The 26,207-nt window shown below is 30.8% G+C and carries 28 protein-coding genes and 3 tRNA genes; 24 read left to right on the top strand and 7 right to left on the bottom strand.

What is annotated here, in order from left to right:
* Nucleotide 1: 1 nt before the first annotated feature.
* From ASC41_RS12945 to ASC41_RS12925, 6 genes are all read right to left on the bottom strand, one after another.
* A complete protein-coding gene (locus ASC41_RS12945; RefSeq protein WP_055437060.1) occupies nucleotides 2-412 on the bottom strand; it encodes a hypothetical protein in 411 nt (136 codons plus the stop codon).
* Nucleotides 413-586: 174 nt separating this feature from the next.
* Nucleotides 587-739 (bottom strand): hypothetical protein, encoded by a 153-nt coding sequence (locus tag ASC41_RS17005; RefSeq protein WP_169787562.1) that lies wholly within the window; start codon nucleotides 737-739, stop codon nucleotides 587-589.
* A gap of 78 nt (nucleotides 740-817) precedes the next feature.
* Nucleotides 818-891 (bottom strand) — tRNA-Arg (locus ASC41_RS12940).
* Between the two features lie 17 nt (nucleotides 892-908).
* Nucleotides 909-983, bottom strand: a tRNA-Pro gene (locus tag ASC41_RS12935).
* A 21-nt stretch (nucleotides 984-1,004) separates the two neighbouring features.
* Nucleotides 1,005-1,091, bottom strand: a tRNA-Ser gene (locus tag ASC41_RS12930).
* Nucleotides 1,092-1,193: 102 nt separating this feature from the next.
* Nucleotides 1,194-3,239, bottom strand: a complete 2,046-nt coding sequence (locus ASC41_RS12925; protein WP_055437059.1) for an HD family phosphohydrolase — start codon at nucleotides 3,237-3,239, stop codon at nucleotides 1,194-1,196.
* Nucleotides 3,240-3,376: 137 nt separating this feature from the next.
* On the opposite strand from ASC41_RS12925, the gene ASC41_RS12920 reads away from it, so the two are divergent.
* The 7 genes from ASC41_RS12920 to ASC41_RS12890 all read left to right on the top strand — a co-directional run bounded on the left by ASC41_RS12920 (nucleotide 3,377) and on the right by ASC41_RS12890 (nucleotide 11,498).
* Nucleotides 3,377-4,555 carry an acetyl-CoA C-acyltransferase gene (locus ASC41_RS12920; protein ID WP_055437058.1) on the top strand — a complete coding sequence of 393 codons (1,179 nt, stop codon included), beginning with the start codon at nucleotides 3,377-3,379 and terminating at the stop codon, nucleotides 4,553-4,555.
* 62 nt (nucleotides 4,556-4,617) lie between these two features.
* Complete coding sequence (locus ASC41_RS12915) at nucleotides 4,618-5,367, top strand: C40 family peptidase (protein ID WP_055437057.1); 750 nt, start codon at nucleotides 4,618-4,620, stop codon at nucleotides 5,365-5,367.
* A gap of 105 nt (nucleotides 5,368-5,472) precedes the next feature.
* Nucleotides 5,473-8,001, top strand: coding sequence for a PIG-L family deacetylase (locus tag ASC41_RS12910; protein ID WP_055437056.1), 2,529 nt, complete (start codon nucleotides 5,473-5,475; stop codon nucleotides 7,999-8,001).
* A gap of 314 nt (nucleotides 8,002-8,315) precedes the next feature.
* A complete protein-coding gene (locus ASC41_RS12905) occupies nucleotides 8,316-10,016 on the top strand; it encodes a sodium:solute symporter family protein (protein WP_055437055.1) in 1,701 nt (566 codons plus the stop codon).
* A gap of 18 nt (nucleotides 10,017-10,034) precedes the next feature.
* A complete protein-coding gene (locus ASC41_RS12900) occupies nucleotides 10,035-10,649 on the top strand; it encodes a MarC family protein (RefSeq protein ID WP_055437054.1) in 615 nt (204 codons plus the stop codon).
* Nucleotides 10,650-10,837: 188 nt separating this feature from the next.
* Complete coding sequence (locus ASC41_RS12895; protein ID WP_055437053.1) at nucleotides 10,838-11,308, top strand: hypothetical protein; 471 nt, start codon at nucleotides 10,838-10,840, stop codon at nucleotides 11,306-11,308.
* On the top strand, nucleotides 11,298-11,498 hold the full coding sequence (locus ASC41_RS12890) for a helix-turn-helix transcriptional regulator (RefSeq protein ID WP_055437052.1): 201 nt from the start codon (nucleotides 11,298-11,300) through the stop codon (nucleotides 11,496-11,498). The genes ASC41_RS12895 and ASC41_RS12890 overlap by 11 nt, the downstream gene beginning before the upstream one ends.
* 94 nt (nucleotides 11,499-11,592) lie before the next feature.
* On the opposite strand, the gene ASC41_RS12885 is transcribed toward ASC41_RS12890, so the two are convergent.
* Nucleotides 11,593-12,441: a DUF2911 domain-containing protein gene (locus ASC41_RS12885; RefSeq protein WP_055437051.1), complete on the bottom strand. Its 849-nt coding sequence runs from the start codon at nucleotides 12,439-12,441 to the stop codon at nucleotides 11,593-11,595.
* Between the two features lie 222 nt (nucleotides 12,442-12,663).
* On the opposite strand from ASC41_RS12885, the gene ASC41_RS12880 reads away from it, so the two are divergent.
* The 17 genes from ASC41_RS12880 (at nucleotide 12,664) to ASC41_RS12805 (ending at nucleotide 26,175) form a co-directional block, all read left to right on the top strand.
* Entirely contained in the window at nucleotides 12,664-13,320 is a 657-nt protein-coding gene (locus tag ASC41_RS12880) for a TetR family transcriptional regulator C-terminal domain-containing protein (RefSeq protein WP_055437087.1), read from the top strand.
* 18 nt (nucleotides 13,321-13,338) lie between these two features.
* Nucleotides 13,339-14,649: an ABC1 kinase family protein gene (locus ASC41_RS12875; protein WP_055437050.1), complete on the top strand. Its 1,311-nt coding sequence runs from the start codon at nucleotides 13,339-13,341 to the stop codon at nucleotides 14,647-14,649.
* A complete protein-coding gene (locus ASC41_RS12870) occupies nucleotides 14,650-15,264 on the top strand; it encodes a flavin reductase family protein (protein WP_055437049.1) in 615 nt (204 codons plus the stop codon).
* A 67-nt stretch (nucleotides 15,265-15,331) separates the two neighbouring features.
* Nucleotides 15,332-16,756 (top strand): SDR family oxidoreductase, encoded by a 1,425-nt coding sequence (locus tag ASC41_RS12865; RefSeq protein ID WP_055437048.1) that lies wholly within the window; start codon nucleotides 15,332-15,334, stop codon nucleotides 16,754-16,756.
* Entirely contained in the window at nucleotides 16,749-16,901 is a 153-nt protein-coding gene (locus ASC41_RS16655) for a DUF2256 domain-containing protein (RefSeq protein WP_083477210.1), read from the top strand. Before ASC41_RS12865 ends, ASC41_RS16655 begins: the two co-directional genes overlap by 8 nt.
* Entirely contained in the window at nucleotides 16,871-18,181 is a 1,311-nt protein-coding gene (locus ASC41_RS12860; RefSeq protein ID WP_055437047.1) for a DASH family cryptochrome, read from the top strand. Before ASC41_RS16655 ends, ASC41_RS12860 begins: the two co-directional genes overlap by 31 nt.
* Nucleotides 18,182-18,189: 8 nt before the next feature.
* Nucleotides 18,190-19,722: a cryptochrome/photolyase family protein gene (locus ASC41_RS12855; RefSeq protein ID WP_055437086.1), complete on the top strand. Its 1,533-nt coding sequence runs from the start codon at nucleotides 18,190-18,192 to the stop codon at nucleotides 19,720-19,722.
* On the top strand, nucleotides 19,722-21,212 hold the full coding sequence (locus ASC41_RS12850; RefSeq protein WP_055437046.1) for a cryptochrome/deoxyribodipyrimidine photo-lyase family protein: 1,491 nt from the start codon (nucleotides 19,722-19,724) through the stop codon (nucleotides 21,210-21,212). The genes ASC41_RS12855 and ASC41_RS12850 overlap by 1 nt, the downstream gene beginning before the upstream one ends.
* Before the next feature lie 99 nt (nucleotides 21,213-21,311).
* Nucleotides 21,312-21,737 (top strand): hypothetical protein, encoded by a 426-nt coding sequence (locus ASC41_RS12845; RefSeq protein ID WP_055437045.1) that lies wholly within the window; start codon nucleotides 21,312-21,314, stop codon nucleotides 21,735-21,737.
* Nucleotides 21,712-22,017, top strand: coding sequence for a TIGR03643 family protein (locus ASC41_RS12840; RefSeq protein ID WP_055437044.1), 306 nt, complete (start codon nucleotides 21,712-21,714; stop codon nucleotides 22,015-22,017). Before ASC41_RS12845 ends, ASC41_RS12840 begins: the two co-directional genes overlap by 26 nt.
* Nucleotides 22,018-22,075: 58 nt before the next feature.
* Nucleotides 22,076-22,759: an SDR family NAD(P)-dependent oxidoreductase gene (locus ASC41_RS12835; RefSeq protein ID WP_055437043.1), complete on the top strand. Its 684-nt coding sequence runs from the start codon at nucleotides 22,076-22,078 to the stop codon at nucleotides 22,757-22,759.
* Between the two features lie 3 nt (nucleotides 22,760-22,762).
* Nucleotides 22,763-23,299 carry a glutathione peroxidase gene (locus ASC41_RS12830; protein WP_055437042.1) on the top strand — a complete coding sequence of 179 codons (537 nt, stop codon included), beginning with the start codon at nucleotides 22,763-22,765 and terminating at the stop codon, nucleotides 23,297-23,299.
* A gap of 5 nt (nucleotides 23,300-23,304) precedes the next feature.
* Nucleotides 23,305-23,472 (top strand): Lacal_2735 family protein, encoded by a 168-nt coding sequence (locus tag ASC41_RS16850; protein ID WP_055437041.1) that lies wholly within the window; start codon nucleotides 23,305-23,307, stop codon nucleotides 23,470-23,472.
* Nucleotides 23,473-23,474: 2 nt separating this feature from the next.
* Nucleotides 23,475-23,936, top strand: coding sequence for a TspO/MBR family protein (locus tag ASC41_RS12820; protein WP_055437040.1), 462 nt, complete (start codon nucleotides 23,475-23,477; stop codon nucleotides 23,934-23,936).
* Nucleotides 23,937-23,980: 44 nt separating this feature from the next.
* Entirely contained in the window at nucleotides 23,981-24,442 is a 462-nt protein-coding gene (locus ASC41_RS12815) for an SRPBCC family protein (protein ID WP_055437039.1), read from the top strand.
* A gap of 2 nt (nucleotides 24,443-24,444) precedes the next feature.
* A complete protein-coding gene (locus ASC41_RS12810; RefSeq protein WP_055437038.1) occupies nucleotides 24,445-25,749 on the top strand; it encodes a cryptochrome/photolyase family protein in 1,305 nt (434 codons plus the stop codon).
* 63 nt (nucleotides 25,750-25,812) lie between these two features.
* A complete protein-coding gene (locus ASC41_RS12805) occupies nucleotides 25,813-26,175 on the top strand; it encodes a SnoaL-like domain-containing protein (RefSeq protein ID WP_055437037.1) in 363 nt (120 codons plus the stop codon).
* Nucleotides 26,176-26,207 lie beyond the last annotated feature (32 nt).

Below are 26,207 nucleotides of genomic sequence, written 5' to 3'. Positions count from 1 at the left end.
ACTAGTTTTGAATTGGAGAATTGTCCAATAATTGATTGTTTGATGAGATTGTTACATCAAAAGTTGAGCAATTATTAATAATAGTTTCCATTTTTTGATCTGATATTCCCGATGCTATATCCTCTTCTATAGTAAACAATAACTCACCTTCTGCAAAAGAAGTCCAAGCTGTTGTACTTCCGGGAGCTACATTTTGAAAATGAGCTAATAACGACATGTTAGAATCGTAAATTTTAAAATTGAATGCAACTGTACCGTTATTCACAAAACGTGCTTCAGGATTAGCATCACTACAAGTTATATTACTTGCAAGGTTTGCTTCTGTTTCTATACTGTTAATATCTTCAACAGAACAACTAGAAAACATTATTATCACTATTGCTAATGAGATTTTTTTAAGTAGGTTTTTCATTATATTTTATTTGAGAGTGCAAAAGTACCACGTCTTTAACGTTTTTATTCAACTCTCAATTAACTGAACAAGAAATTCGATAAAAAGCAAACAAAACAGATGTATAACACTATATATTAATGCAATAGCTATTCTTGAAATAAAAATGATTTAAAAGTATGAGAAAAACAGAGATTAACTGTCTCTGTTTTTTGAAAGTGATATAATAGCTTTTAATTTTTCCTTTCTAGCTATTTTTTCTTGGCGAAGTTTATTCTTCTTCTTATCCATTAGCTTGGTATGCTTCGCTTTATTTTTAGTGTTCTTAGCACTTCCTGATTTAGCCATAGTTAGTAAGATAGTTATTTAATTTAAGGAAACGTTATTAAACAAGAAATCCCTTCCAAATAAATGAAAGGGATTCTGTGAGCCCGACAGGATTCGAACCTGTGACCGCCTCCTTAGAAGGGAGGTGCTCTATCCAGCTGAGCTACGAGCCCGTAGCATTTAATAATAGTCGGGGTGGCAGGATTCGAACCTGCGGCCTCCACGTCCCAAACGTGGCGCGATAACCGGGCTACGCTACACCCCGAAAATGATTATCAGTTAATTGCGGAGAGACAGGGATTCGAACCCTGGGTACCATTGCTGGTACGACGATTTAGCAAACCGTTCCTTTCGGCCACTCAGGCACCTCTCCATTGTAATTTTTTATTTGTATGAACGTTGCGGTAAATTGCGGTTGCAAATTTAAGACGAATTAAAGTATAACACAACATTTTTTTTGCTTTTTTTTCAAAAATTATTCGGGATATTCGATTCTTAAATGGTAAATATTTGCAAGCTTGCGCTTTAGCACTTTTTTTATAGATTGAATTTCTTTAAAAGTTATGTTCGCATTTAGAAATTGACCATCATCCATCTGTTTATTTAGGATATTTTCCACAAAATTATCGATTTTTGTTGATGTTGGTTCCTTTAAACTTTTAGAAGCAGCCTCTACACTATCACACATCATTAAAATAGCTGTTTCTTTACTAAAAGGTTTTGGTCCCGGATAAGAAAAGTCTTTTATATCGACATCTTCGTTAATAGATTTTTCTTTCATATAGAAATAATATACACTACTATTACCATGGTGTGTTCTTATAAAATCTATTAAACGATCTGGTAGGTTGTTTTTCTTAGCTATTTCAATTCCATTAATAACGTGATCTACAATTATAGTTGCACTTTCTTTAGGAGATAACTCATCATGCGGATTTAAGCCTGAAGATTGGTTTTCTGTAAAATAAGTAGGGTTTTTCATTTTACCAATATCATGATATAAAGCACCTACTCTTGTTAGCATTGCATTTGCGCCTATTTCGTTTGCTGCTGCTTCGGCTAAATTGGCAACGTTTAAAGAGTGATGAAAAGTTCCGGGCGCTTCATTAGATAATCGTTTTAAAAGCTTAGAATTGGTATCAGAAAGCTCTAATAAAGATACATCTGATACTAAGCCAAAGAGTTTTTCATATATATAAATTAAAGGTTGCACAAAAAGCGTTGCTAAACCACATAATACAAACAATCCAAAAGTGTCCCATTTTAAAGTATCCATACTTCCTTCATGAATAATAAAAAAGGCAAAGTATGCGATAATGTAAATCATGGTTATTTGACCTACAGATATGAACAAGTTTGCGCGTTTATATAATTCTGAAACCGTTAGTATTGTTACAATTCCTGCAATAATTTGTAAAAACATATACTCGTAGCTATTGGGTACAATAAAACCTAAAAGTAGTACTGTAATTACATGTGTAAATAAGCCTAATCGTGCATCGAAAAAAGCTTTTAAAACTAGCGGAAGTATTGCTATTGGTACAATGTATATGTATTTTGAATCGTAATTAACCACTAAAGTAGTTAGTAAAACCATTAATAGTACATTGAAGAAGATAAAGGTAACTTTAGTGTTATTATTAAATACATCTAGTCTGTATTTTCTTAAAAACAATAGTAGCATTAATAGTGCAAGTGCTACTAACAAAGTATAAGCAAAGACTATTAAATTGTAATTAGATTCGTTCCATACTTGAGATTTATATTCAGACTCAAGCGATTTTAAAATTAAAAATTTATTACCTTCTACTATTTCTCCTTTAGAGATAATTAATGTTTCCTTTTCTATGCTTCCTCTAGTATGTGAAATTGTGTTTAAGCGCTCTTCTAAAGCACTATCCGAAAGGCTTTTGTTATACTCTAAATTTGGTTCTATAATATTGAAAAACAAAATTGATAATGGCTTCGAATATTCTTCTAAATTATTAGCTTTAAGAGCTTCGTCTATTTTGGGTCTTACTTGCGACTGCTTGTAAATATTAGAAAAATCTGTTTTACTTACTTCTACTCTATCATTTAAAATAGAAACATAGGCTTTGTTTGCAATAAGTTCGTCTTCATTAGTTACACCATATTCGTATAATGTTTCAATAAGTGTTTTACCAAATTGTTTAATTTCGTTAGCCGAATTGTATAAAGAATCTGGAAATGAAGTACTAAAATTAGTATTGTATTCTTTTAAAACATTAGCCTTTACAGTGTCATTAATATTAAAATATTTTATTGCTGTTTTTTCAATCTCTTCTTTTTCTTTTGTGATTTCATCAGTAGTTTTCTGAATTGCAAAATCAAAAGGCGCATAAAGTGTTTCGGATTGCCAAGGTTTACCTTTTTCGAAATCGTATTTAAATTTTCCGCTTTTTGGAAACAAATAGACTATTAAAAATGTAGTAACAATAAATAGAATTGCTTTGTAAACTAAAGCGTGGTTTTTGTAAAATTTATTTACTAAGTCCTTCATTATCAAAATCAGATTTATTCTTTAAATTCAAATGTAATAAATTATGATTTCAATAATTGGTGATAATCATTATATCACTCTAATTTTTCCCAAAAAATTCATTATTTTCGCAGGACAAAAATTAAAGACTCATAAAAATGAATAAAGAAGTAGTTATTGTATCGGCAGCAAGAACACCTATTGGTAGTTTTTTAGGCGCATTATCAACAATTCCAGCTCCAAAATTAGGTGCTATAGCAATTAAAGGTGCATTGGAAAAAATAAATTTAAACCCAGAATTAGTTCAAGAGGTTTTAATGGGTAATGTTGTACAAGCTGGTACAGGTCAAGCTCCTGCTAGACAAGCTGCAATATTTGCTGGTATTCCTAACACTGTACCTTGTACTACAATAAACAAGGTTTGTGCTTCTGGAATGAAAACAGTTATGCAAGCGGCACAATCTATTGCTTTAGGTGATGCAGAAATAGTTGTTGCTGGAGGTATGGAAAACATGAGTTTAATTCCTCATTACTTTCACGCAAGAAGTGCTACTAAATTTGGTCCTGCCACAATGGTAGACGGTATGCAAAAAGATGGTTTAGTAGATGTTTACGATCAACAAGCTATGGGAGTTAGTGCAGATGCTTGTGCTACTAAATATGAGTTTTCTCGTGAAGACCAAGATGCTTATGCTATACAATCTTACAAAAGATCTGCAGCGGCATGGGAAGCTGGAAAATTTAATAATGAAATAGTTCCTGTTGCCGTACCACAAAGACGTGGTGACGATGTTATTGTAACAGAAGATGAAGAATACAAGAATGTAAGAATGGATAAAATTCCTACTTTACGTGCTGCTTTTACAAAAGAAGGGACGGTTACTGCTGCAAATGCATCTACAATTAATGATGGTGCTGGTGCAATGGTGTTAATGAGTAGAGAGAAAGCTAACGAATTAGGTTTAAAAGTTTTAGCTACAATTAAAGGTTATGCAGATGCTGCACACGAACCAGAATGGTTTACTACTGCTCCATCTATAGCTTTACCAAAAGCATTAAATAAAGCAGGATTAGATATTAAAGATGTAGATTTCTTTGAGTTTAACGAAGCCTTTTCGATTGTTGGTTTAGCTAACATGAAAATATTAGGATTAAACGATAGTAATGTAAACGTTAATGGTGGTGCCGTTTCTTTAGGTCACCCATTAGGTTGTTCTGGAGTTAGAATTTTAATTACATTATTAAACGTTTTAGAGCAAAACGATGCTAAAATTGGTGCAGCTGCTATTTGTAATGGTGGTGGTGGTGCTTCGGCATTAGTATTAGAACGCGCTTAAATTTTTAAGCAGTATTCAACTTGCTTACCCATTTAAATAATAACATAAATTCAATTTAATAAATGCAATACGGCATTTGTAATTTAAGCATTGTCCCTTTAAGACTTGAAGCTAGCGATACCAGTGAATTGGTATCGCAAGTTTTATATGGAGATGTATTTAAAATTACAGAGATGCGAAAATCTTGGTGTAAAATACGATTGGCATTCGATAAATATGAAGGTTGGATAGATATCAAACAGTATTTTGAGATTGACAAAGAAACTTACGATACTTTACATAATGAGACACCAAAATTATCTTCAGATTTAATAGAATTTATTGAAGATAAAAACCAGCAACTTTATGCTGTTCCTTTAGGCTCTCAACTTAATGGTTTATCTCTTTTAGAGCATAATTTTGAAGGCGAATTTACCCAAGGAAAAAAAGATAAAAATCAAGTTATTACTACTGCTTTTAACTATTTAAACTCGCCATATCTTTGGGGAGGAAAAACACCTTTTGGTATAGATTGTTCTGGTTTTACCCAAATGGTTTATAAAATGAATGGCTATAAATTACTTCGTGATGCATCTCAACAGGCAACACAAGGTGAAGCCTTAAGTTTTATTGAAGAAAGTGAACCAGGAGATTTAGCCTTTTTTGATAATGCCGAAGGAAACATTGTACACGTTGGTATTATAATGAAAGACAACTACATTATTCACGCACATGGAAAAGTACGCATAGATAGATTAGATCATTCTGGTATTTACAATGTAGATTCTAAAATACACACACATAAATTGCGTGTTATAAAAAAGATAATCTAGGCCTTTTTCATTTAGTTAAAGAAAACCAAAAATTTAAGATTAAAAACAGTGATTGTTTATATTTGAGTACTCTTCATTATTCGAGTTCAATTCAAAGAAAAAACAATGTTAAAAACTATTGCTTCACTCCTATTTATTTGCCTTTTCTCAATAAATAGTTTCGCACAACAACCAAAAAAACCTAATGCATCTGAAATATACCAATCTATAGAAAAACTAAATTTCTTAGGTTCGGTTTTATATGTTGCTGCACATCCAGACGACGAAAACACAAGACTTATTTCTTACATGGCAAACCATGTAAAAGCAAGAACTGCTTATTTATCGTTAACACGTGGTGATGGTGGTCAAAACCTTATTGGACCAGAAATTAGAGAACTTTTAGGCGTTATTAGAACTCAGGAATTACTGGCAGCTAGAAGAACAGATGGAGGAACACAGCGTTTTACTAGAGCTAACGATTTTGGTTACTCTAAACATCCAGACGAAACTTTGGCTATTTGGAATAAAGAAGAAGTATTAAGTGATGTCGTTTTGGCCATTCGTCAATTTAAGCCAGATGTAATTATTAACCGTTTCGATCACAGAAGCCCAGGTACAACACATGGTCACCATACGAGTTCTGCAATGTTAAGCGTAGAAGCTTTCGATTTAGCTGGTGATGCCACGGCATACTCAAGCCAAGTAAAACAATATGGTACTTGGCAGCCAAAACGTGAATTTTTTAATACCTCTTATTGGTTTTACGGAAGTCAAGAAAAATTTGACGCAGCAGATAAATCTGATTTATTAAATTTTGATGTTGGTGAATACTATCCAAGTTCAGGATTAAGTAATACCGAAATAGCGTCTTTAAGTCGTAGTCAGCATAAATCTCAAGGTTTTGGTAATACAGGAACTCGCGGAAAGCAAACAGAATATATAGAATTAGTTAAAGGTGAAATGCCAAACGATAAAACAAATGTTTTTGATGGGATCGACACCTCTTGGAATCGTGTTAAAGGCGGAAAAGCTATTGGTGAGATTTTAGAAAAAGTACAGAGCGATTATAACTTTAATAATCCTTCAGCTTCTTTAAAAGAATTAATGAGCGCTTATACTTTAATTCAAAATTTAGAAGACAGCCATTGGAAAACAATTAAAACAGAAGAAATAAAAGCTATTATTTCAGCTTGTAGCGGATTGTATTTAGAGGCTGTAGCTAAGGAAAGTACGAGTACTTTAAATAATAAGATTCAATTAAATATTGAAGTAATAAATAGAAGTACTTCTAATATCGAGTTATTATCACTTTCTAAATCTGATGATGGAAAAACAATTACTAAAAACATCAATTTAGATAATAATATTTCTAACAAAGAAGCTTTAGAATTTCACATTTCTAACGAAGACAATTATTCGGTTCCATACTGGTTAGAAGAAAAAGGAACTTTAGGAATGTATAAGGTAAAAAATAAAGATTGGATTGGTTTACCTGAAACATTAAGAACTGCAACTGTAAAATTCAACTTAAAAATTGAAGGTACTCCTATCTCATTTACAAAAGCAATTATTTATAAAACCAACGATCCGGTAAAAGGAGAAGTTTACAAACCTTTCGAGATTATTCCTGAAGCTTCATCTAAAATTTCAGAAAAAGTAATCATTTTCGAAAACGATTCGCAGAAAGATATTCCTGTTGTAGTTAAAGCAGGACGCGATAATTTAGAAGGATCTATTGAGTTAAATTACCCAAAAGGATGGAGTGTTTTTCCGAAGCAACAAAAAATAAATATAGAACATAAAGGTCAAGAACAAACAGTTATTTTTACTGTTATTCCGCCTAAAAACCAAAGTGAAGGTACTATAACGCCTAAAGTTACAATTGGTAATAAAGTATACACTAAAGAATTAATAGAAATTGATTACGACCATATTCCGTTTCAAACGGTGTTATTACCAAGCGAAAGTAAAATTGTACGTTTAGACATTAAAAAACGAGGTGAAAATATTGCATACATTGAAGGTGCTGGTGATGTTGTACCAGAAAGTTTAAAGCAAATTGGATACAATGTAGTAACTATTTCTCCAGAAGACATTACTCCAGAAAACTTAAATAAGTTTGATGCTGTTGTAGTTGGTATTAGAGCTTACAACACTGTTGAAGCATTAAATTACAAACAAGAAGTATTATTCGATTTCGTTAAAAATGGCGGTAATATGATTGTGCAATACAATACAAGCCACAGAATTAAAGTAGATAATATTGCGCCTTATAGTTTAACACTTTCTAGAGACAGAGTAACAGACGAGTTTGCAGATGTTACTTTTGTAAACCCTAATCACGAAGTATTAAACAGCCCAAATAAAATTACTCAAGAAGATTTTAAAGGTTGGACACAAGAACGTGGATTATATTTCCCTAACAAATGGTCTAAGGAGTTCACTCCTATATTATCTATGCATGATAAAGGAGAAACTGCAAAAACAGGAAGTTTACTTATAGCAAAACATGGAAAAGGACATTATATCTACACAGGTTTAAGTTTCTTTAGAGAGTTTCCAGCAGGCGTTTCTGGTGCTTATAGATTATTTGCTAATATGCTGAGTATTGGGAAGAAGGATATAGATAATGAATCTGAAATAAAGAATTAAAATATCAATACTAACATGATTGAATATGTATTAAAACCTTTTATTAGATTTATTACAAAACCAATTATTAGTTTACTATCAGATTTCATATCTATAATTATGGATATTTATAGCGGTACTAAAAAGAACGATTCTAATTCAAACAAAAAATAATTATCATGCATTTATGCCATGATTAATGTAACAATAAAACAATCCTTTATATGGAAAATAACCAACCAAAATACAAGTGGAATAACCTCTATACTTTAATTCTTGTAGCAAACGCTGTTTACATTATAGCCTTCTACCTAATCACTAAAGCGTTTTAAGTTATGCAAACATTAGATTGGGTTGTTTTAATAGGAACATTACTAACCATAGTTATTTATGGTACTATTCAAACCAGAGGAAGTAAAAACGTAGAAGATTATTTAAAAGGCGGAAATCAGTCTAAATGGTGGACTATTGGTTTATCTGTAATGGCAACTCAAGCAAGTGCAATTACATTTCTATCCACTCCAGGACAAGCTTTTAACGATGGTATGGGCTTTGTACAATTCTATTTTGGATTGCCAATTGCCATGATTGTTATTTGTATGGTATTTATACCATTATACCACAGACTAAAAGTATATACGGCTTACGAGTTTTTAGAAAATAGATTCGATAGAAAAACAAGAACACTTACTGCCGTTCTATTTCTTATTCAACGTGGTTTAGCTGCTGGTATTACCATCTTCGCTCCTGCCATTATATTATCGGCTGTTTTAGGATGGAATCTATTATTACTAAATGTTATTATTGGTGTTTTAGTAATTATTTACACCGTTTCTGGAGGAACGAAAGCAGTAAACGTTACGCAAAAACATCAAATGGTGGTGATTTTTACAGGAATGATTATCGCTTTTGTACTAATAATAAATCAATTACCGCAAGATATTTCATTTTCTAAAGCCATAGAAATTGCTGGTGCTAGTGGAAAAATGGAAGTACTCGATTTCTCTTTCGATTTAAATAACCGTTATACATTTTGGACTGGTATTATTGGTGGAACATTTTTAATGCTTTCATATTTTGGAACAGACCAAAGTCAAGTACAGCGTTATTTATCAGGAAAGTCTATTAGAGAAATGCAATTAGGCTTAATGTTTAATGGTCTTTTAAAAATACCAATGCAGTTTTTTATTCTGTTTGTTGGTGTTATGGTATTCGTATTTTATCAATTTAATCAAGCGCCTGTAAACTTTAATCCTACAGCTACAGAAGTGGTTTTAAATTCTGAATATGCCGATGAATATAAGGCTATTCAACAAGAACAAAAGACATTATTCGAAAATAAAAAAGCAGCCATTAATAATTTTGTTTTAAATGAAAACAGTACAAATACGGCAAGCATAGCTTCATTTAATACAGCAAACGATGCCTTAAGAGATAAAGCAAAAGCTTTAATTGAAAAAGCTGGTGATGCTAATAACGTTAAGGTGGAAAGCAACGATAAAGATTACGTCTTTATTCATTTTATACTAAACAATTTACCGAGAGGTTTAATCGGTTTGTTATTGGCCGTAATTCTATCTGCTGCAATGTCGAGTACTGCAAGCGAATTAAATGCTTTAGCAAGTACAACTACTATAGATTTATACAAGCATCGCGTTGGAGAAAAGACCGAAGAGGAAATGGTAAAAGCATCTAGATATTTTACATTACTTTGGGGAATACTAGCCATTGGCGTCGCATGCGTTGCTAATTTGGCAGAAAATTTAATACAACTTGTAAATATTATTGGTTCTATATTTTATGGCAATGTATTAGGTATCTTTTTATTAGCATTCTTTTTTAAATATGTAAAAGCAAATGCTGTTTTTGTTGCTGCTTTTATTACTCAATTTTTAGTAATTACTCTTTTCCTTTTAGATAATTACGAAATAATAAACCTTCCATTTTTATGGCTTAATTTTATAGGATGTGTTATAGTTATTGGGATTGCATGCTTATTACAAGCTAGAAATTCTTATATTGGAACCATTAATTAATAAATATTTTAAATTTTTATGATTGAAACTTTAACTTCTATTTTTTTCATTTTTGCAGTTATAGATCCTATTGGATCCATACCTGTTTATTTAGAAGCTACAAAAGAATTCGATAATGTACACAAAAAGAAAATTGCAGTCCGTGCCTCTGTAATTGCTTTTCTGATTCTATTATTTTTCATTGTTATTGGGCAACTAATATTAGAAGGTATGAAGGTTTCTTTAGACGCTTTTCAAGTTTCTGGAGGTGTCATACTTTTTCTATTTGCATTAACCATGATTTTTGGGGACGGCAAACCACAACAAGAAAAAAATATAATTACCGATTACAAACACGTTACCATATTTCCTATTGCTATACCATCTATTGCATCTCCGGGTGCAATTATGGCTGTTGTTTTATTAACAGATAACCATATATATAGCTTGCAACAACAAACCATAACTACAGTGTTAGTTTTAGTTGTAATTGCTCTTACATGTTTAATTCTTTTAGCAGCTAATAAATTGCAAAAGAGTATTGGAGATTATGGGATAACTGTAATTAGTAAAATTATGGGTTTAATACTGGCTTCTTATGCTGTGCAGAGTATTTTAAGTGGTATTTCAGATTACTTTAATATGGTGCATTAATAAAATTATTATACTTTAAAACTTCAATTTCAAGATTATAAAAATCGTTTAAAATTAATTTTTAGACGATTTTTTTTGTGCCTAAAATAATTACAAACAGTTATTATTAGTCAATTTTACTTGTCTTTATGTAAAGTTTGTTTTACATTTGAGAAATCAATTATTTATCAATCAAAAAACAATCAATTATGAAATCAAATTATTTATTACCACACAAATTCAAAAAAATTGGATGGCTATTATTAACTGTAGGTTTAATAGCAGGTGTTATTCTATTCACTAATTTATTAGATAATAACAGTTTAAAGATACCAGTATTATCAATTTACAATAGTAATTTTTTAACAGATGAAGTCACATTTTTCAAGATTATTAAAAATGGTATTTTAGATGAAATCATAGCATTAATTATAATAATAGGCGGTCTAATAGTTGGCTTTTCTAAAGAAAAAATTGAAGATGAGTTTAGTTATTCGTTACGCAAAGAATCACTTGTTTGGGCAATTATCGTAAATTATATTGTACTTATATTTACAATTATTTTTGTTTATGATATGACCTTTTTTAACATACTAATTTTTAATATGTTTACACCATTGTTGTTTTTTATTTTCCGTTTTAACTTTATAAAACTTAAATCGAATAGCGATGAAGAATAATATAAAAGTACAACGTGCTATTCATGATTTAACACAAGCTGCTTTAGCCGATGAGATTGGTGTAAGCAGACAGACTATTAATGCGATGGAAAAAAACAAATACGTACCATCTACGGTACTAGCATTAAAACTATCAAAACTTTTTAAAATTCCTGTAGAAGAATTATTTATACTTGAAGGAAACGAATAAAATACAAAAAGCGCAATCCATAAGATTGCGCTTTTTAAATTATTAAATTCTAATAATAATAATAATAATAATAAAGAGATTTAAGTCGTTTAGACTACATTTCCTCCCATGTCTTAATAGAATCTTTATTCATTTTTACATAATCAGCATTTCCAGCTTTCTCAGCACCTGCTAAAGATGCTTTTGCTGCTTTTATAGCCATTTTAGTGTTTCCTGCTTTTGCATGGATTAAAGATTGTTGACGTAACATCCAAAATTTAGGATCATCTTTAGACATATCAATTGCTTTATCAATCCAAGTAACAGCTTGCTTAATGTCTCCACCAGACTCTAAGTTATAACGTGCAGCACCATAATAATCTGATACTCCAGGTCCATTCATTACTTTAGAGATGCTAGCATCCATTTTCTTAGCCGTTGGAACTTCAATTTTAACACCAACAAATGTGCTCTCCCAAAGGATACCTAGCATTGCAGAATCGTTAGTTAAATCATCGAAAAGGATTGTAAAAGTTTCCATTTTCATTGGCATTTCCATAACGTCTACAGTAACTTTTGCAGCAACTAAGCTCTCATCCCATTTTGCAGGTGTTCCCCAGTTATCAGTATTAGCATAAAAAACAACATCCCAAGACTTTTCGTTTGGTGTTGTAAAAATAGCGTAAGATCCTGCTTTTACTTCTTTTCCTCCAATAGTAACATTGTCACTAAAAGTAATCATAGAGTTTTGGTTTGCACCTGTTCTCCATAATTTACCGTAAGGTACTAGGTCTCCAAATATAGTACGACCTCTCATTCCTGGTCTAGAATATTCTAAAGTTAAATCTGTTAAGCCTACCTTCTGCTCTACTTTTGCAGATGGACTTGGCTGCGGTGTTTCAATTTGCGCATTTACAGTAAAAGATGCTGTAAAAACTAATGCAATCATTAGTAATTTTTTCATAATATTTTTTTGATTAGAGTTATTTTAAAAAGTAAAATTACGAATTAAGAGTTGCTTAATTTGTTAAGAAAACCTTAAAGTAAATATAATTAAAGTGAATCGAAATCTACTTTTCTAACACCTTTCGTTATGGCATTTCACAATCTCTCGTTAATTTTTGTTTAACAATTACCAAAAAGAGTTAAACATTTCGTATCTTTATACTATCAAATATTATTTATGATGGCAAAAAAGAAAAATATCACTCAAGATCATATCATTTCATTTTATATGGATTATGTTTTAGAACATGATCAACAACCTAAATCTGTTTACAGCTTTGCAAAGCATAACAACTTTGAAGAATCTAAGTTTTACGAATACTTTGGCTCTTTTGAAGCAGTAGAAAAACATGTATTTAAAGCGTTTCATGATAATACAATAGCAGCTTTACATAATAGTGAAGATTATCAAAATTTTGAGCCAAGGAATAAGTTGTTAAGTTACTACTTTACTTTTTTCGAAACCTTAACGGCTAACAGAAGCTATGTGGTTTATGCTTTACACAAACATAAAAACAGTTTAAAATCTTTTAAAGCTTTAGCTGAATTAAAATCAAGCTTCACGCATTATATTCTAGATTTAGGAATAGAATTAATAGATGTTAAAGAAGAGCGTTTAGATAAAATTCAAAATCGTGGTCTTACAGAGTCGGCTTGGTTACAATTATTGTTAACTATGAAATTTTGGATGGACGATACCTCACCTAGTTTCGAAAAAACAGATGTTTTTATAGAGAAATCTGTTAACACCAGTTTCGATGTCCTAAATATTGCGCCTTTAAAAAGCTTAATAGACTTTGGGAAATTTATTTTCAAAGAGAAAATAAACATGAACTAATTTAATAAACACAAACTATTGAAAACAATAGACAAAATACCAACATCTAAAATTCAGCGTGCTTCAAAACTTGTACAAACAGGTGCAAAAGTTGGTGTTAATTATCTTAAATATTATGGAGATAAATTAACTAAAACTGAAGAAGAAGCTAAGTCTCGTTTAAATGAGAATAATGCTGAAGATATTTACGACGGACTAAAAAAACTTAAAGGAAGTGCCTTAAAAGTAGCACAAATGCTAAGTATGGAAAAGAGTATTTTACCACAAGCTTATGTGGAAAAATTTTCTCTTGCGCAATTTTCTGTACCGCCACTTTCTGCGCCTTTAGTAATTAAAACATTTAAGAAATACTTTGGCAAATTGCCTAACGAAATCTACGACACCTTTAATTCAACGTCCGTTAATGCTGCCAGTATTGGTCAAGTACATTTAGCAGAAAAAGATGGGAAGAAACTTGCTGTGAAAATTCAATATCCAGGTGTCGCAGATAGTATTTCTAGTGATTTAGCGATGGTTAAACCTATTGCTATACAAATGTTTAATATTAAAGGAAAAGATAGCGATAAGTATTTTAAGGAAGTAGAAAATAAATTGATTGAAGAAACCAATTACATACTTGAAATAGCACAAAGTAAAGAGATTGTTGCTGCCTGTAAACACATTCTTAATCTTAAATTTCCTGAGTATTATGAAGACTTGTCTTCTGAAAGAATAATTACAATGGATTGGATGGACGGTGAGCATTTAAGTGAGTTCACTGCACATAACACCAATCAAGAAAAAGCTAATAAAATAGGCCAAGCACTTTGGGACTTTTATATGTTTCAAATGCACGAACTTAAAAAAGTACATGCCGATCCGCATCCGGGAAATTTTTTAATTTCAGAAAAAGGCGAATTAATAGCTTTAGATTTTGGTTGCATGAAAACCATTCCGGAAGAATTCTACGTTCCTTATTTTGAATTAGCAAAAAGAGAAAGTATTGATAATGCTGAAATTTTTAATACTAAAATGTATCAATTAGAGATTTTAAGAGAAGATGATTCTCCTGAAGAATTAGAATTTTTCAGAAGCTTATTCCACGAAATGCTAAGTCTATTTACTCAACCATTACAAAGCGAAACCTTTGATTTTTCGGATCCTGAATTCTTCGGAAAAATAACAGAGTTGGGTCAGAAATACAGTAAAAGTGCTGAGCTTCGTAAAATGAATGGTAACAGAGGATCTAAGCATTTTATCTATATAAACCGTACATTTTTTGGCTTGTATAATTTAATGTTCGATTTAAAAGCGCAAGACATTAAAATCAATAATTACAAAACATTATAGATGCCATATTTTAGTTTAGAGGATATTAATAATTTACAACATCTCTATAAAATAAACCTTATCAATAGTTGCTCTGGCTTTAAATCGGCCAACTTAATTGGTACAAAATCTAAAGAAGGTATAGAAAATGTTGCTGTATTTAGTTCTGTCACTCACGTTGGTTCTAATCCTCCAATTTTAAGCTTCTTTTGTAGACCAACAACGGTTACTAGAGATACTTACAAAAATATAAAAGAGACTGGTATTTATACTATAAACCACATACATGAATCTAATTTTAAAGAAGCGCATCATACTTCGGCTAAATACTATTCAGATATTTCAGAGTTCGATAAAACAAATCTAATTTCAGAATATAAAGAAAACTGCTTTGCTCCTTTTGTAAAGCACTCACCTATTCAAATGGAGATGAAGTTTGTTGGAGAATATAATATTAAAGAAAATGGAACCATTTTAGTTTTAGGAGAAATACAAGGACTTTATATAAATGAAGATATAGTGACTGATGATGGTTTTGTAAACCTATCTGAAGCAAACGTTGCTGCAATTAATGGCTTAGATGGTTATACTTTTCCTAAGTTAAAAGAAAGATTAGAATACCAAAGACCGAAATAAATATTCAAAAATTAAAGAGTATATTAATAATCATAATTAAGTGATTATAGACAATTGAATTAGAGCCATGAAAATATTAGTTACAGGTGCAACAGGTTATATAGGTAAACGCATTATTCCGTTACTTATAGAACAAGGTCATACTGTAATTTGTGCTGTAAGAGGTAAACTACGTACCGAAAAACGCTATAGTAAGGAAGACAATGTTAAAGTTATTGAAGTCGATTTTTTAAACGAAGATACCTTAGAAAACATACCTAAAGATATAGATGCCGCATATTATCTAATACATTCTATGTCTAACTCTATTTCCCGTTTTCAACAAATGGAAAACGATTGTGCTATTAACTTTAAAACAGATATAGAAAAAACAGATTGCAAACAGGTTATCTATTTAAGTGGCATTACTAACGACACTAAGTTATCTAAGCATTTACTTTCACGCAAAAATGTGGAAAACATACTAAACTCATCTAAGTATGCTTTAACTGTTTTTAAAGCCGGTATTATAGTTGGGTCAGGAAGTAGTTCTTTCGAAATTATTAGAGATTTAGTAGAAAAATTACCAGTAATGGTAGCTCCTAAATGGCTAAATACCAAAACACAACCTATTGCAATAAGAGATGTACTTACTTTTTTAACCCGTAGTTTAGGAGATAAAAGGTTATATAATACATCTTATGATATTTTTGGACCAGAAATTTTAACTTATAAAGAGCTTTTATTAAGGTTTGCTAAGTCGCGAAATTTGAAAAGATATATCCTTACTTTTCCAATAATGACACCTCAATTATCTAGTTACTGGCTTTATTTTGTAACATCTACATCATACAAATTGGCTAGAACTTTAGTAAATAGTATGGGTGTTGAAATTATTGGTAAAACTAGTGATATCAATACTCTATTAGATATTAATCCAATGACTTACGAAGAAGCATTAAAATTTGCTTTTGTAAGAATTAAGCAAAACAGTATTGTTTCAAGTTGGAAAGATTCTTTTGCCAGTAGTAGAGAAAAAAAGCGTATTTCTACAAAATATATTAATGTCCCAAAATACGGCTGCTTTAAAGATGTTAAAGAACTCAAGGTTTTAGATGAAGACAGAACATTCGCTAAAATATGTGCTATAGGAGGCGAAAATGGTTGGTATTATGGTACTACTTTATGGAGAATTCGTGGATTTTTAGACAAAATGGTTGGAGGTATTGGTCTTCGTAGAGGTCGCACTAATAAAGACACTATTAAAACAGGAGATGCATTAGATTTTTGGCGTGTGCTTTTAGCTGATGAGGAAAACAAAAGACTATTACTTTTTGCTGAAATGAAACTTCCTGGAGAAGCTTGGTTAGAATTTAGAGTAGCAAAAGGTAAAGTTTACCAACGTGCAGTTTTTAGACCAAAAGGATTAGCTGGAAGATTATATTGGTACAGCGTTTTACCTTTTCATGGTTTAATATTTAATGGCATGATAAAGAAACTTGCAAATGCCTAAAGGTATTAAAAAACAAAATTTACCATCTAAAATATGTTACACTTGCAACCTCCCATTCTCCTGGCGTAAAAAGTGGAAAAAGGAATGGGAGAATGTAAAATATTGTAGTGAAAAATGCAGCAAAAACAAAGCAAAACAAGTCTAGTTTGGTTTAGAAATGATCTAAGAATTAACGATAATAGTTCTCTTTTAAATGCTATTAGAAATAGTGATACTGTTATTGCTGTATATTGTTTTGAGCCACGACATTTTGAGAAGGATAAATTTGGATTTAAAAAAACACAAAAATTTAGAACAAAATTTCTAATTGAAACTATTTCAGATTTAAAAATACAACTATCCAATCTTGGGATTCCTCTTTATGTTTTTAACGATTATCCTGAAACTTGCATTGCAAATTTAGAAGCGCAATACGAGTTTGATGCCTTATACCTTCAAAAAGAATGGACAGAAGAAGAGTATAGTATTTATAAGCTTGTTAGGGTTATTTGGGATGACACCTTAACAGTTTATCAAGCCTACAATCAGTTTTTATACCATCCTGAAGATTTAAAATTCGATATTAAAAATTTACCAAGCGTATTTACAGATTTTAGAAAACATGTTGAAAAACAATGCATAATTCGTTCAGAAAATTCAATTACTAATATTAATAAGAATAATGCTGTAAGAAACACTACTTCTGTTCCCACTTTAAAAGATTTAGGTTTTGAAGATTTTACCAATCATCCAAATTCAGCTTTTCCATTAAAAGGAGGAGAAACCGAAGCTTTAAAACATCTAAATAATTATTTTTTTGAAACTAAAAAACTTGGCTTTTATAAAAAAACAAGAAATGGTTTAATAGGAAAAGATTTTAGCTCGAAATTTTCACCTTGGTTGGCTAATGGCAGTTTAAGTGCAAAAACTATCTATTATAAAGTAAAAGAATTTGAGGCTATTCATTTTAAAAACCAATCGACTTATTGGTTAATTTTCGAACTAATATGGAGAGATTACTTCAAATACGTGTCTTTAAAACATGGTAATAAAATCTTTAAAATTGAAGGCCTTTTAAATAAAGATTACCAATGGCATACTTTTGAAAAAGACATTCAAAATTGGATTAATGGAAAAACTAACGAACCTTTTGTAAATGCAAATATGATAGAATTGCAAAAAACAGGTTGGATAAGTAATCGCGGCAGACAAAATGTAGCAAGCTATTTTGCTAAAACTCTAAAACTAGATTGGCGCATTGGTGCCGCTTATTTTGAATCTATGCTTATAGATTACGATGTGCATAGCAATTATGGAAATTGGCTCTATGTTTCTGGTGTTGGCAACGATCCTAGAGATAGAATATTTAATGTTAAACTTCAAGCAGAGCGATATGATAGTTCTGGAAAGTTTCAACGCTTATGGTTACAGGATACACTATTTTAAAATACAATTTGAAAACATTAAGACTAATATTAGGAGACCAACTTAACAGCAAACATTCTTGGTTTAATGGAGACCAAAGCAATTATGTTTACTGTTTTTTTGAAATGCGCCAAGAAACAGACTATGTAATACATCACCTTCAAAAAGTGATAGGATTCTTTGCTGCAATGCGAGAATTTTCAAAAGAATTACAAACTAGCGGTTGTAAAGTCGTATACTATAATTTAAATGCTAAGGAGAATACTCAAAACCTTTCAGATAATCTTAATCAATTAATTAAACAACTTGATATAGAAAATTTTGAATATCAAGAACCCGATGAATATAGGCTAGACGAACAACTTGTAACGTTTTGTAAAACACTTTCTATAAAATCTAAGGTTTATTCTACCGAGCATTTCTATACCAAAAGACAAGATTTGGCTACTTTTTTTAAAAATAAAAAACAGTGGGTCATGGAAAGTTTTTATAGAGACATGCGTAAAAAACATGATATATTAATAGTTGCTGGACAACCAGAAGGTGGTAAATGGAATTACGATAAAAGTAATAGAAACAAATGGAAAGAAAAAGAAAGTATTCCTGATTTTAAGGTTTTTAAAAATGATGTTTCAGAAATTATATCAGTAATAAAATCTGAAAAAATTGAAACTATCGGTCATTTTAATTCTAAGTATTTCGAATACCCAATCAATAGAAAACAAGCATTAGAACAGTTAAAATATTTTTGTGAGCATTTATTAATTCATTTCGGAGATTATCAAGATGCTATGCATACCGAGCAGGTGTACCTCTTCCACTCTCGCTTATCTTTTGCGATGAATTGCAAAATAATTTCGCCAAAAGCAATTGTAAAAACTGTGCTAAATTACTGGACAAAACATGGTGAATCTATTAATATTTCTCAAGTAGAAGGTTTTATTAGGCAAATTATTGGTTGGCGAGAATATATGCGTGGTATGTATTGGGCTTTAATGCCAGAGTATAAAACGCTTAATTATTTAGAAAACACAAATACATTACCAGACTTTTTTTGGACAGGAAACACAAAAATGAATTGTCTAAAAAATGCAATAACTAATTCTTTAGATAATGGTTATGCACACCATATTCAACGTTTAATGATTACTGGTAATTATGCATTGTTAACACAAATTAATCCTGATGAAGTCGATGCATGGTATTTAGGTATATATGTAGATGCTGTAGAATGGGTTCAGTTACCTAATACCAGAGGTATGAGCCAGTTTGCCGATGGCGGAAAAATAGCAACAAAACCTTATGTTTCTAGCGGCAGTTATATTAGTAAAATGAGTAACTATTGCGATGATTGTTATTATAATAAAAAAGAAAAAAATGGAGATAAAGCCTGCCCTTTTAATAGTTTGTACTGGAATTTTTTAGATGATAAACGCGAAAAATTAAACACTAATTTTAGAATGAAAATGATGTATAGTTTATTAAACAAAATGAACCCTGAAGATTTACATAACATTAAGTTAAGAGCTAAAGATATTATTGAAAACCCTGATAATTATTAATGTCTAAAAAACAAGAATTACAAATAGTATGGTTTAAAAGAGATCTTCGGTTAAAAGATAACGAAGCTATTGAGCGCGCAATTAAATCTGGTAAACGTGTGCTTCTACTCTATGTGTTCGAAAAGTTTTTACTTGAAGATAAACATTACAGTAAGCGACATTGGGACTTTGTAAAACAATCTCTTGAGGATTTAAATCAATCTTTAAAAAAATTCGATTCTCAGGTTTTAGTGGTCAACGATTCTATTGAATCTACAATACTTAAAATACAGAAATACTACACTATTACGCACATCTATTCTCATCAAGAAACTGGACTTTTATCTACTTTTAAGCGTGACATTCAATTTGCTTCCTTTTGTAAAAAAGAATATATTAATTGGCTAGAAAATGCAAACAATGCCATTATTAGAGGTATAACCAATAGAAATACTTGGTTTGAAGATTGGAACGATTTTATGAATGTGCCATATCATATATTTCAGCCAAAACCGCAACAATTACTTACAATACCTGAAATAAATATACTTTCAGAAACTTTTAATGTCACAGATTTAAAAACACAATACAACAGAAATTTTCAAAAAGGTGGTACAGGAACAGGAATAAAATACATGAAATCCTTTTTCTTAGAACGCTATCCTAATTACATGTTTCATATTAGTAAACCACTAGAAGCACGAACCGCTTGTAGTCGTTTATCCCCTTATATTGCTTGGGGAAACCTATCTATTAGGCAGGTTATAAATATAGCTGCAGAAGTAAGAGAGAACGGTAAACACAAACGACATATTAATGCTTTTATGTCACGATTGCGATGGCAAGGTCATTTTATTCAAAAATTTGAAATGGAACATTTAATGGAGTTTAAAAGTGTAAATAAAGGATATCATAACCTTATTAAACCAGAAAATTTAGAATTTCAAAAAGCATGGAAAACAGGACAAACAGGCTATCCATTAATAGATGCTTGTATGCGTTGTTTAAACGAAACAGGTTATTTAAATTTTAGAATGCGCGCTATGGTAGTTTCTTTTTTTACTCATAATTTATGGCAACCTTGGCAAGCTATGAGCGAACATTTAGCTGCTCAATTTTTAGATTTTGAACCAGGAATCCATTATCCGCAAATACAAATGCAAGCAGGAGAAACTGGTATAAATATGTTGCGTATTTATAACCCTATCAAAAATAGTATAGAACACGATCCTAAAGGAGAATTTATAAAAAAATGGGTTCCAGAATTGGTAATGTTAGAGGCGCCTTATATTCATGAGCCGCAAACGTTGTCTTACTTCGATCAACAGTTAACAGGTTTTGAACTTGGTAGAGATTATCCTTTTCCTATAGTTAATGAGAAAATATCTAGAAAAAATGCGAGTAATATACTTTGGAATTTAAAAGATAATCCTTTAGTTAAAAAAGAAGCAAAACGCATCTTAAAGCGCCATACTGTAAGCAACAGACAGCAAATGGTTAATGGTAATTAATTGATCAAATATAATGTTTCGCTAATATTGTTTAATCTTTTAGATTAAAACTTAAACATTTTGTAACTTTGTGATAGAGCTATACATATTGCTTTACCTATGGTATTAAATACTACACACACAAATAAGGAAAATAAGGAGTTACTAAACGCACTAGTTGGTAAAGCTTATAGTTTTTTACAAAGTTTAAAACTAAAAGGAGCTGGATCTAAACGTATGGTTATAGATAATGTTAGTCCTAATTTAAAACACTTATTAAATACTGTTTCAGATATAAACTATACCAATATAGAGTTAAGACCTAAAGGTATATTAATTCATATTACTAAAGGTCTACAAAATTTTACTTGGGCAATACCTTATTACCAATTAGTAATTTATAAAGCAGATGGCTCTAGTATTCATGCACAAGGACGGTTTGTTCACTTTAAAAATAATAAAATGCTTAAAGAGAATAAATTATTTTTTGATAAACTTTTAAATGAAAAAATAAAATTTGATGAACAATATAATTTCCAAACCTAATAGTCCAGAACATTTTACTATCGAAGACATTGACCGTATTATCGAGATGGCTTGGGAAGATAGAACACCTTTCGATGCCATTACATTTCAGTTTGGAATAAAAGAACAGGAAGTTATTGAACTCATGCGAAAAGAAATGAAAGCTAGTAGTTTTAGAATGTGGCGCGCTAGAGTTCAAGGCAGAAAAACTAAGCATTCTAAAAATAGAAACTTTGAAGACGGACGCTTTAAATGTTCTAGACAAAAACAGATTACACACAATAAAATAAGTAAGAGGTAATAATAGAATAGATTGTCTTTTAATGGCATCGAATTTGTTTAATAAAACAATATTTAAAATGAAAAATATAGTAATAATAGGCGGAAGTAAAGGTATTGGTAATGCAATAGTAAACAGCTTAATTAAAAGCAATAAAGTCTATAATATAAGTAGAACTGAGCCAGAATTAAAACACGACAATCTAACACATTACTCATGTAACATTTTAGAAGACGATTTACCACAAATAGAAAACATAGACACATTAATCTATTGTCCTGGTAGTATAAATTTAAAACCAATTTCTAGATTGTCTTTAAACGATTTTAGAGAGGATTACGAGATTAATGTAATTGGTGCTGTAAAATCAATTCAACATTATTTACCACAATTAAAAAAAGGGAATACTCCTTCTATCCTACTCTTTAGTACTGTTGCATCAAAACTTGGGATGCCTTTTCATGCAAGTGTTGCTGCAGCAAAATCTGCTGTAGAAGGTTTAACAAAATCTTTAGGAGCAGAATTAGCACCAAAAATTCGTGTTAATGCAATTGCACCTACAGTTACAGACACAACGTTAGCTTCAAAATTATTACGTAACGAAAAAATGATTGAAAACATTAAAGAACGTCATCCTTTAAAAAAGTTCTTAAATCCAGAAGAAGTAGCAAATATGGCAGAGTTTTTAATCTCAGAAAAAGCAGCTTCAATTTCTGGTCAAATATTCGAAATGGATTGTGGAATCGTTAGTTTTAAATTATAAAAAATGAATCCATTTAAAGCATTCGCAAAAACGTTATTTTCAAAAGAAACTATAGATATAAATAATCTAGAATCTATTTATGATATAAAAATTAACAGCTTAAACGGTAAACCTATTGTACTCTCAAGTTTTAAAGGGAAACATCTTTTGTTTGTTAATGTAGCCTCAAAATGTCGTTTTACTCCACAATATAAAGACTTACAAAAATTGAGCGATAATTATAAGGATAAGCTAGTAGTTATTGGTGTGCCTTGCAATCAATTTGGTGCACAAGAACCTGGCAACGCAAACGACATTGAAGCTTTTTGCGAAGTCAATTATGGTGTCACATTTTTAATGTCAGAAAAAATAGAAGTTAAAGGTTCCAATAAGCATCCATTATACAAATGGCTAACACAAAAAAGTAAGAATGGAATTTCTAATTCTAGTGTGAAATGGAATTTTCAAAAATATTTAGTAAATTCTGAAGGTAAATTAATCAATTATTATTTTTCTTCAACATCGCCTACAAGTAATAAAATAACTAAACACTTAAATTAAACAATATGTTCGGATTATTTAAGAAAACAACTGAAGTAGAAAAACTTCAAAAGGAATATAAAAAATTATTGAAAGAATCTTTTGATCTTTCTAAATCAAACCGAAGTGCTAGTGATGCAAAACTAGCAGAAGCAGAAGCTATACAAGACAAAATAGTGGCATTAAAAAACTAATTATGAAATTTGTAAAATACATTATTTTCTTTCTAATTATAAATTTTGGAAGTTTAGCTTTAGGAAGTTGGTTAATGGAAAACGGACCAATGACTCCTTGGTATCAGTCCTTAAATCAAGCACCATGGACACCTCCAGGCTGGGTTTTTGGTGTTGCTTGGACATTAATTATGGTTTGTTTTTCTATTTACTTGGCATACTTATTTTTAAAAGCAGACAGTAAAAAATTAAGATTAGCATTTGCTTTACAAGTCTTTTTAAATGTAATATGGAACTATGTGTTTTTTAATCAGCACTTAGTATCATTAGGTTTAGTAGTTATTTCTGCACTTACTGTTGTGATTTACACTTTTTTCTTTAGCAATTTTAAAACTGTACAAAACAAGAGTTATTTACTTTTACCTTACATGATTTGGCTACTAATTGCAACCTCTTTAAACGGTTATATATTATTATATAATTAGATTTATTTTTTCGCTTTCGCAGAAATAAAAAAACAAACTTTAAAATGAAAATATATACATTCCATAGAAAACAAAACTTACCAATCACCAAAGCACAAGCTTGGGAATTTTTGTCTAGTCCTAAAAATTTAAAAACAATTACTCCAGATTACATGGGATTCGATATCTTGTCTGGTGCAGATAGACCAATGTATGCCGGACAAATAATTCAATACATTGTTACACCTGTTTTAGGTATTAAAACAAAATGGGTTACCGAAATTACTCATGTTGTGGATGGAGAATATTTTGTAGACGAACAGCGTTTTGGCCCTTACGCATTGTGGCATCATAAACACTTTATTAAGGAAATTGAAGGTGGTGTTGAAATGGAAGATATTATAGATTACAAAGTACCTATGGGTATTTTAGGCCAAATGGTTAACCCTATTTTAGTAAGACCAAAATTGGAAGAGATTTTTAAATATCGTACTGAGAAGTTAGAAGAATTATTCGGAAAATATTAAAGATGAAACAACCCATAAACATATTTTGGTTTAGAAGAGATTTACGTTTAGAAGATAATCATGGTTTTTACGAAGCACTAAAAGCAGATAAACCAGTATTGCCAATCTTTATTTTCGACGAAACCATATTAAGCAAACTCCCAAAAGACGATGCGCGTGTTACTTTTATACATGAGAGTTTACAAACAATGCAAGACACGTTAAAAAAGGATTATAACTCGAGTATTGCTATTTACAATGGTACTCCAGAAGAAATTTTCACTTCTTTAATTAAAGACTATTCTATAGAAACGGTTTATACAAATAGAGATTACGAACCTTATGCATTGTCGAGAGATAAAAATATTGAGTCCCTTTTAAAAACTAACGATATTAGTTTCAATACTTATAAAGATCAAGTTATTTTTGAGCGTAACGAGATTGTAAAAAAAGATGGTACACCATATAGAGTTTACACACCATTTTCTCGTGTATGGATGGAAGAATATAAAAGAAATGGAGTACAGTTTTTTCCTTCGGAAGAACTACTCAATAATACAGTTAAAGATATAGAATTGCCAAATCTAAGCTTAATAGATATTGGTTTTAAAGAAGCAAATGTAAAAGTAGAACACTATACAGTAACACCTACTTTAATAGCAGGTTATGAAGCTACCCGAAACTTCCCTGCCCAAGATAATACCTCAAAATTAGGTCCTCACCTACGCTTTGGTACTGTTAGCGTTCGTAAAATGGTAAATGAAGCTTCAAAACAAAAAAATATTACTTTTCTAAAAGAGTTAGTTTGGCGTGAGTTTTTTATGCAAATATTATGGCATTTTCCACACACGGCTAAAGATAGTTTTAAACCAAAATACGATCGTATAGATTGGCGTAATAATGAAACTGAATTTAAAGCATGGTGCGAAGGCCAAACTGGTTATCCATTAGTAGATGCAGGAATGAGACAACTAAACGCAACTGGTTTTATGCACAATCGTGTACGCATGCTTGTTGGTAGTTTTTTATGTAAACACTTACTTATAGACTGGCGTTTAGGTGAAGCTTATTTTGCTTTAAAACTTCACGATTACGATATGTCCAGTAACATTGGCAACTGGCAATGGGTTGCAGGTTCTGGTGTAGATGCTGCTCCATATTTTAGAATTTTTAATCCTACAACACAAATAGAAAAGTTTGACAAACAACATGCTTATATAAAAAAATGGGTTCCAGAATATCAAGAACTTACCTATGCAACTCCAATTGTAGATCATAAAGAAGCTAGAGAGCGTTGCTTGAGAGTTTATAAAGAGGCTGTTTCGTAATTCTATAATACATTATCATATTTTTTTTATTAACTTTATAATTCAACTTATAAACATAAAACAATGAATACTAAAGAGGTAGCCGCTAAATGGAAACAGATGTGCGAAGAAGGTAAAAACTTAGAATGTGTAAACGAACTCTATGCCGAAAATGTAATAAGTAGAGAAATGCCTGGAATGCCGGGAGAAATTATTTCGGGTAAAGAAAACGTTTGGAATAAAAGTAAAGAATGGTTAGAAAGTGTTGAGGAATTTCATGCTAGTGAAATAGGAGAACCTATTGTAGCAGGAAACTTTTTTACAGCAAAAATGGGTTTCGATTGTACTTTTAAAGAAAAAGGTAGACATAAAATGGAAGAAGTTTGTGTTTACGAAGTAAAAGACGGAAAAATAGCTAGTGAGCAATACTTTTACAGTATGGAATAACGTTTTCTTATTATATAATAAAAACCTGAAGT

Origin of the sequence: Lacinutrix algicola, assembly GCF_001418085.1 — a bacterium.
In the GTDB taxonomy this organism is placed as follows: Bacteria; Bacteroidota; Bacteroidia; order Flavobacteriales; family Flavobacteriaceae; genus Lacinutrix; species Lacinutrix algicola.
Note: the sequence above shows the minus strand (reverse complement) of the source record. Positions and strands in the feature narration are given on the sequence as shown.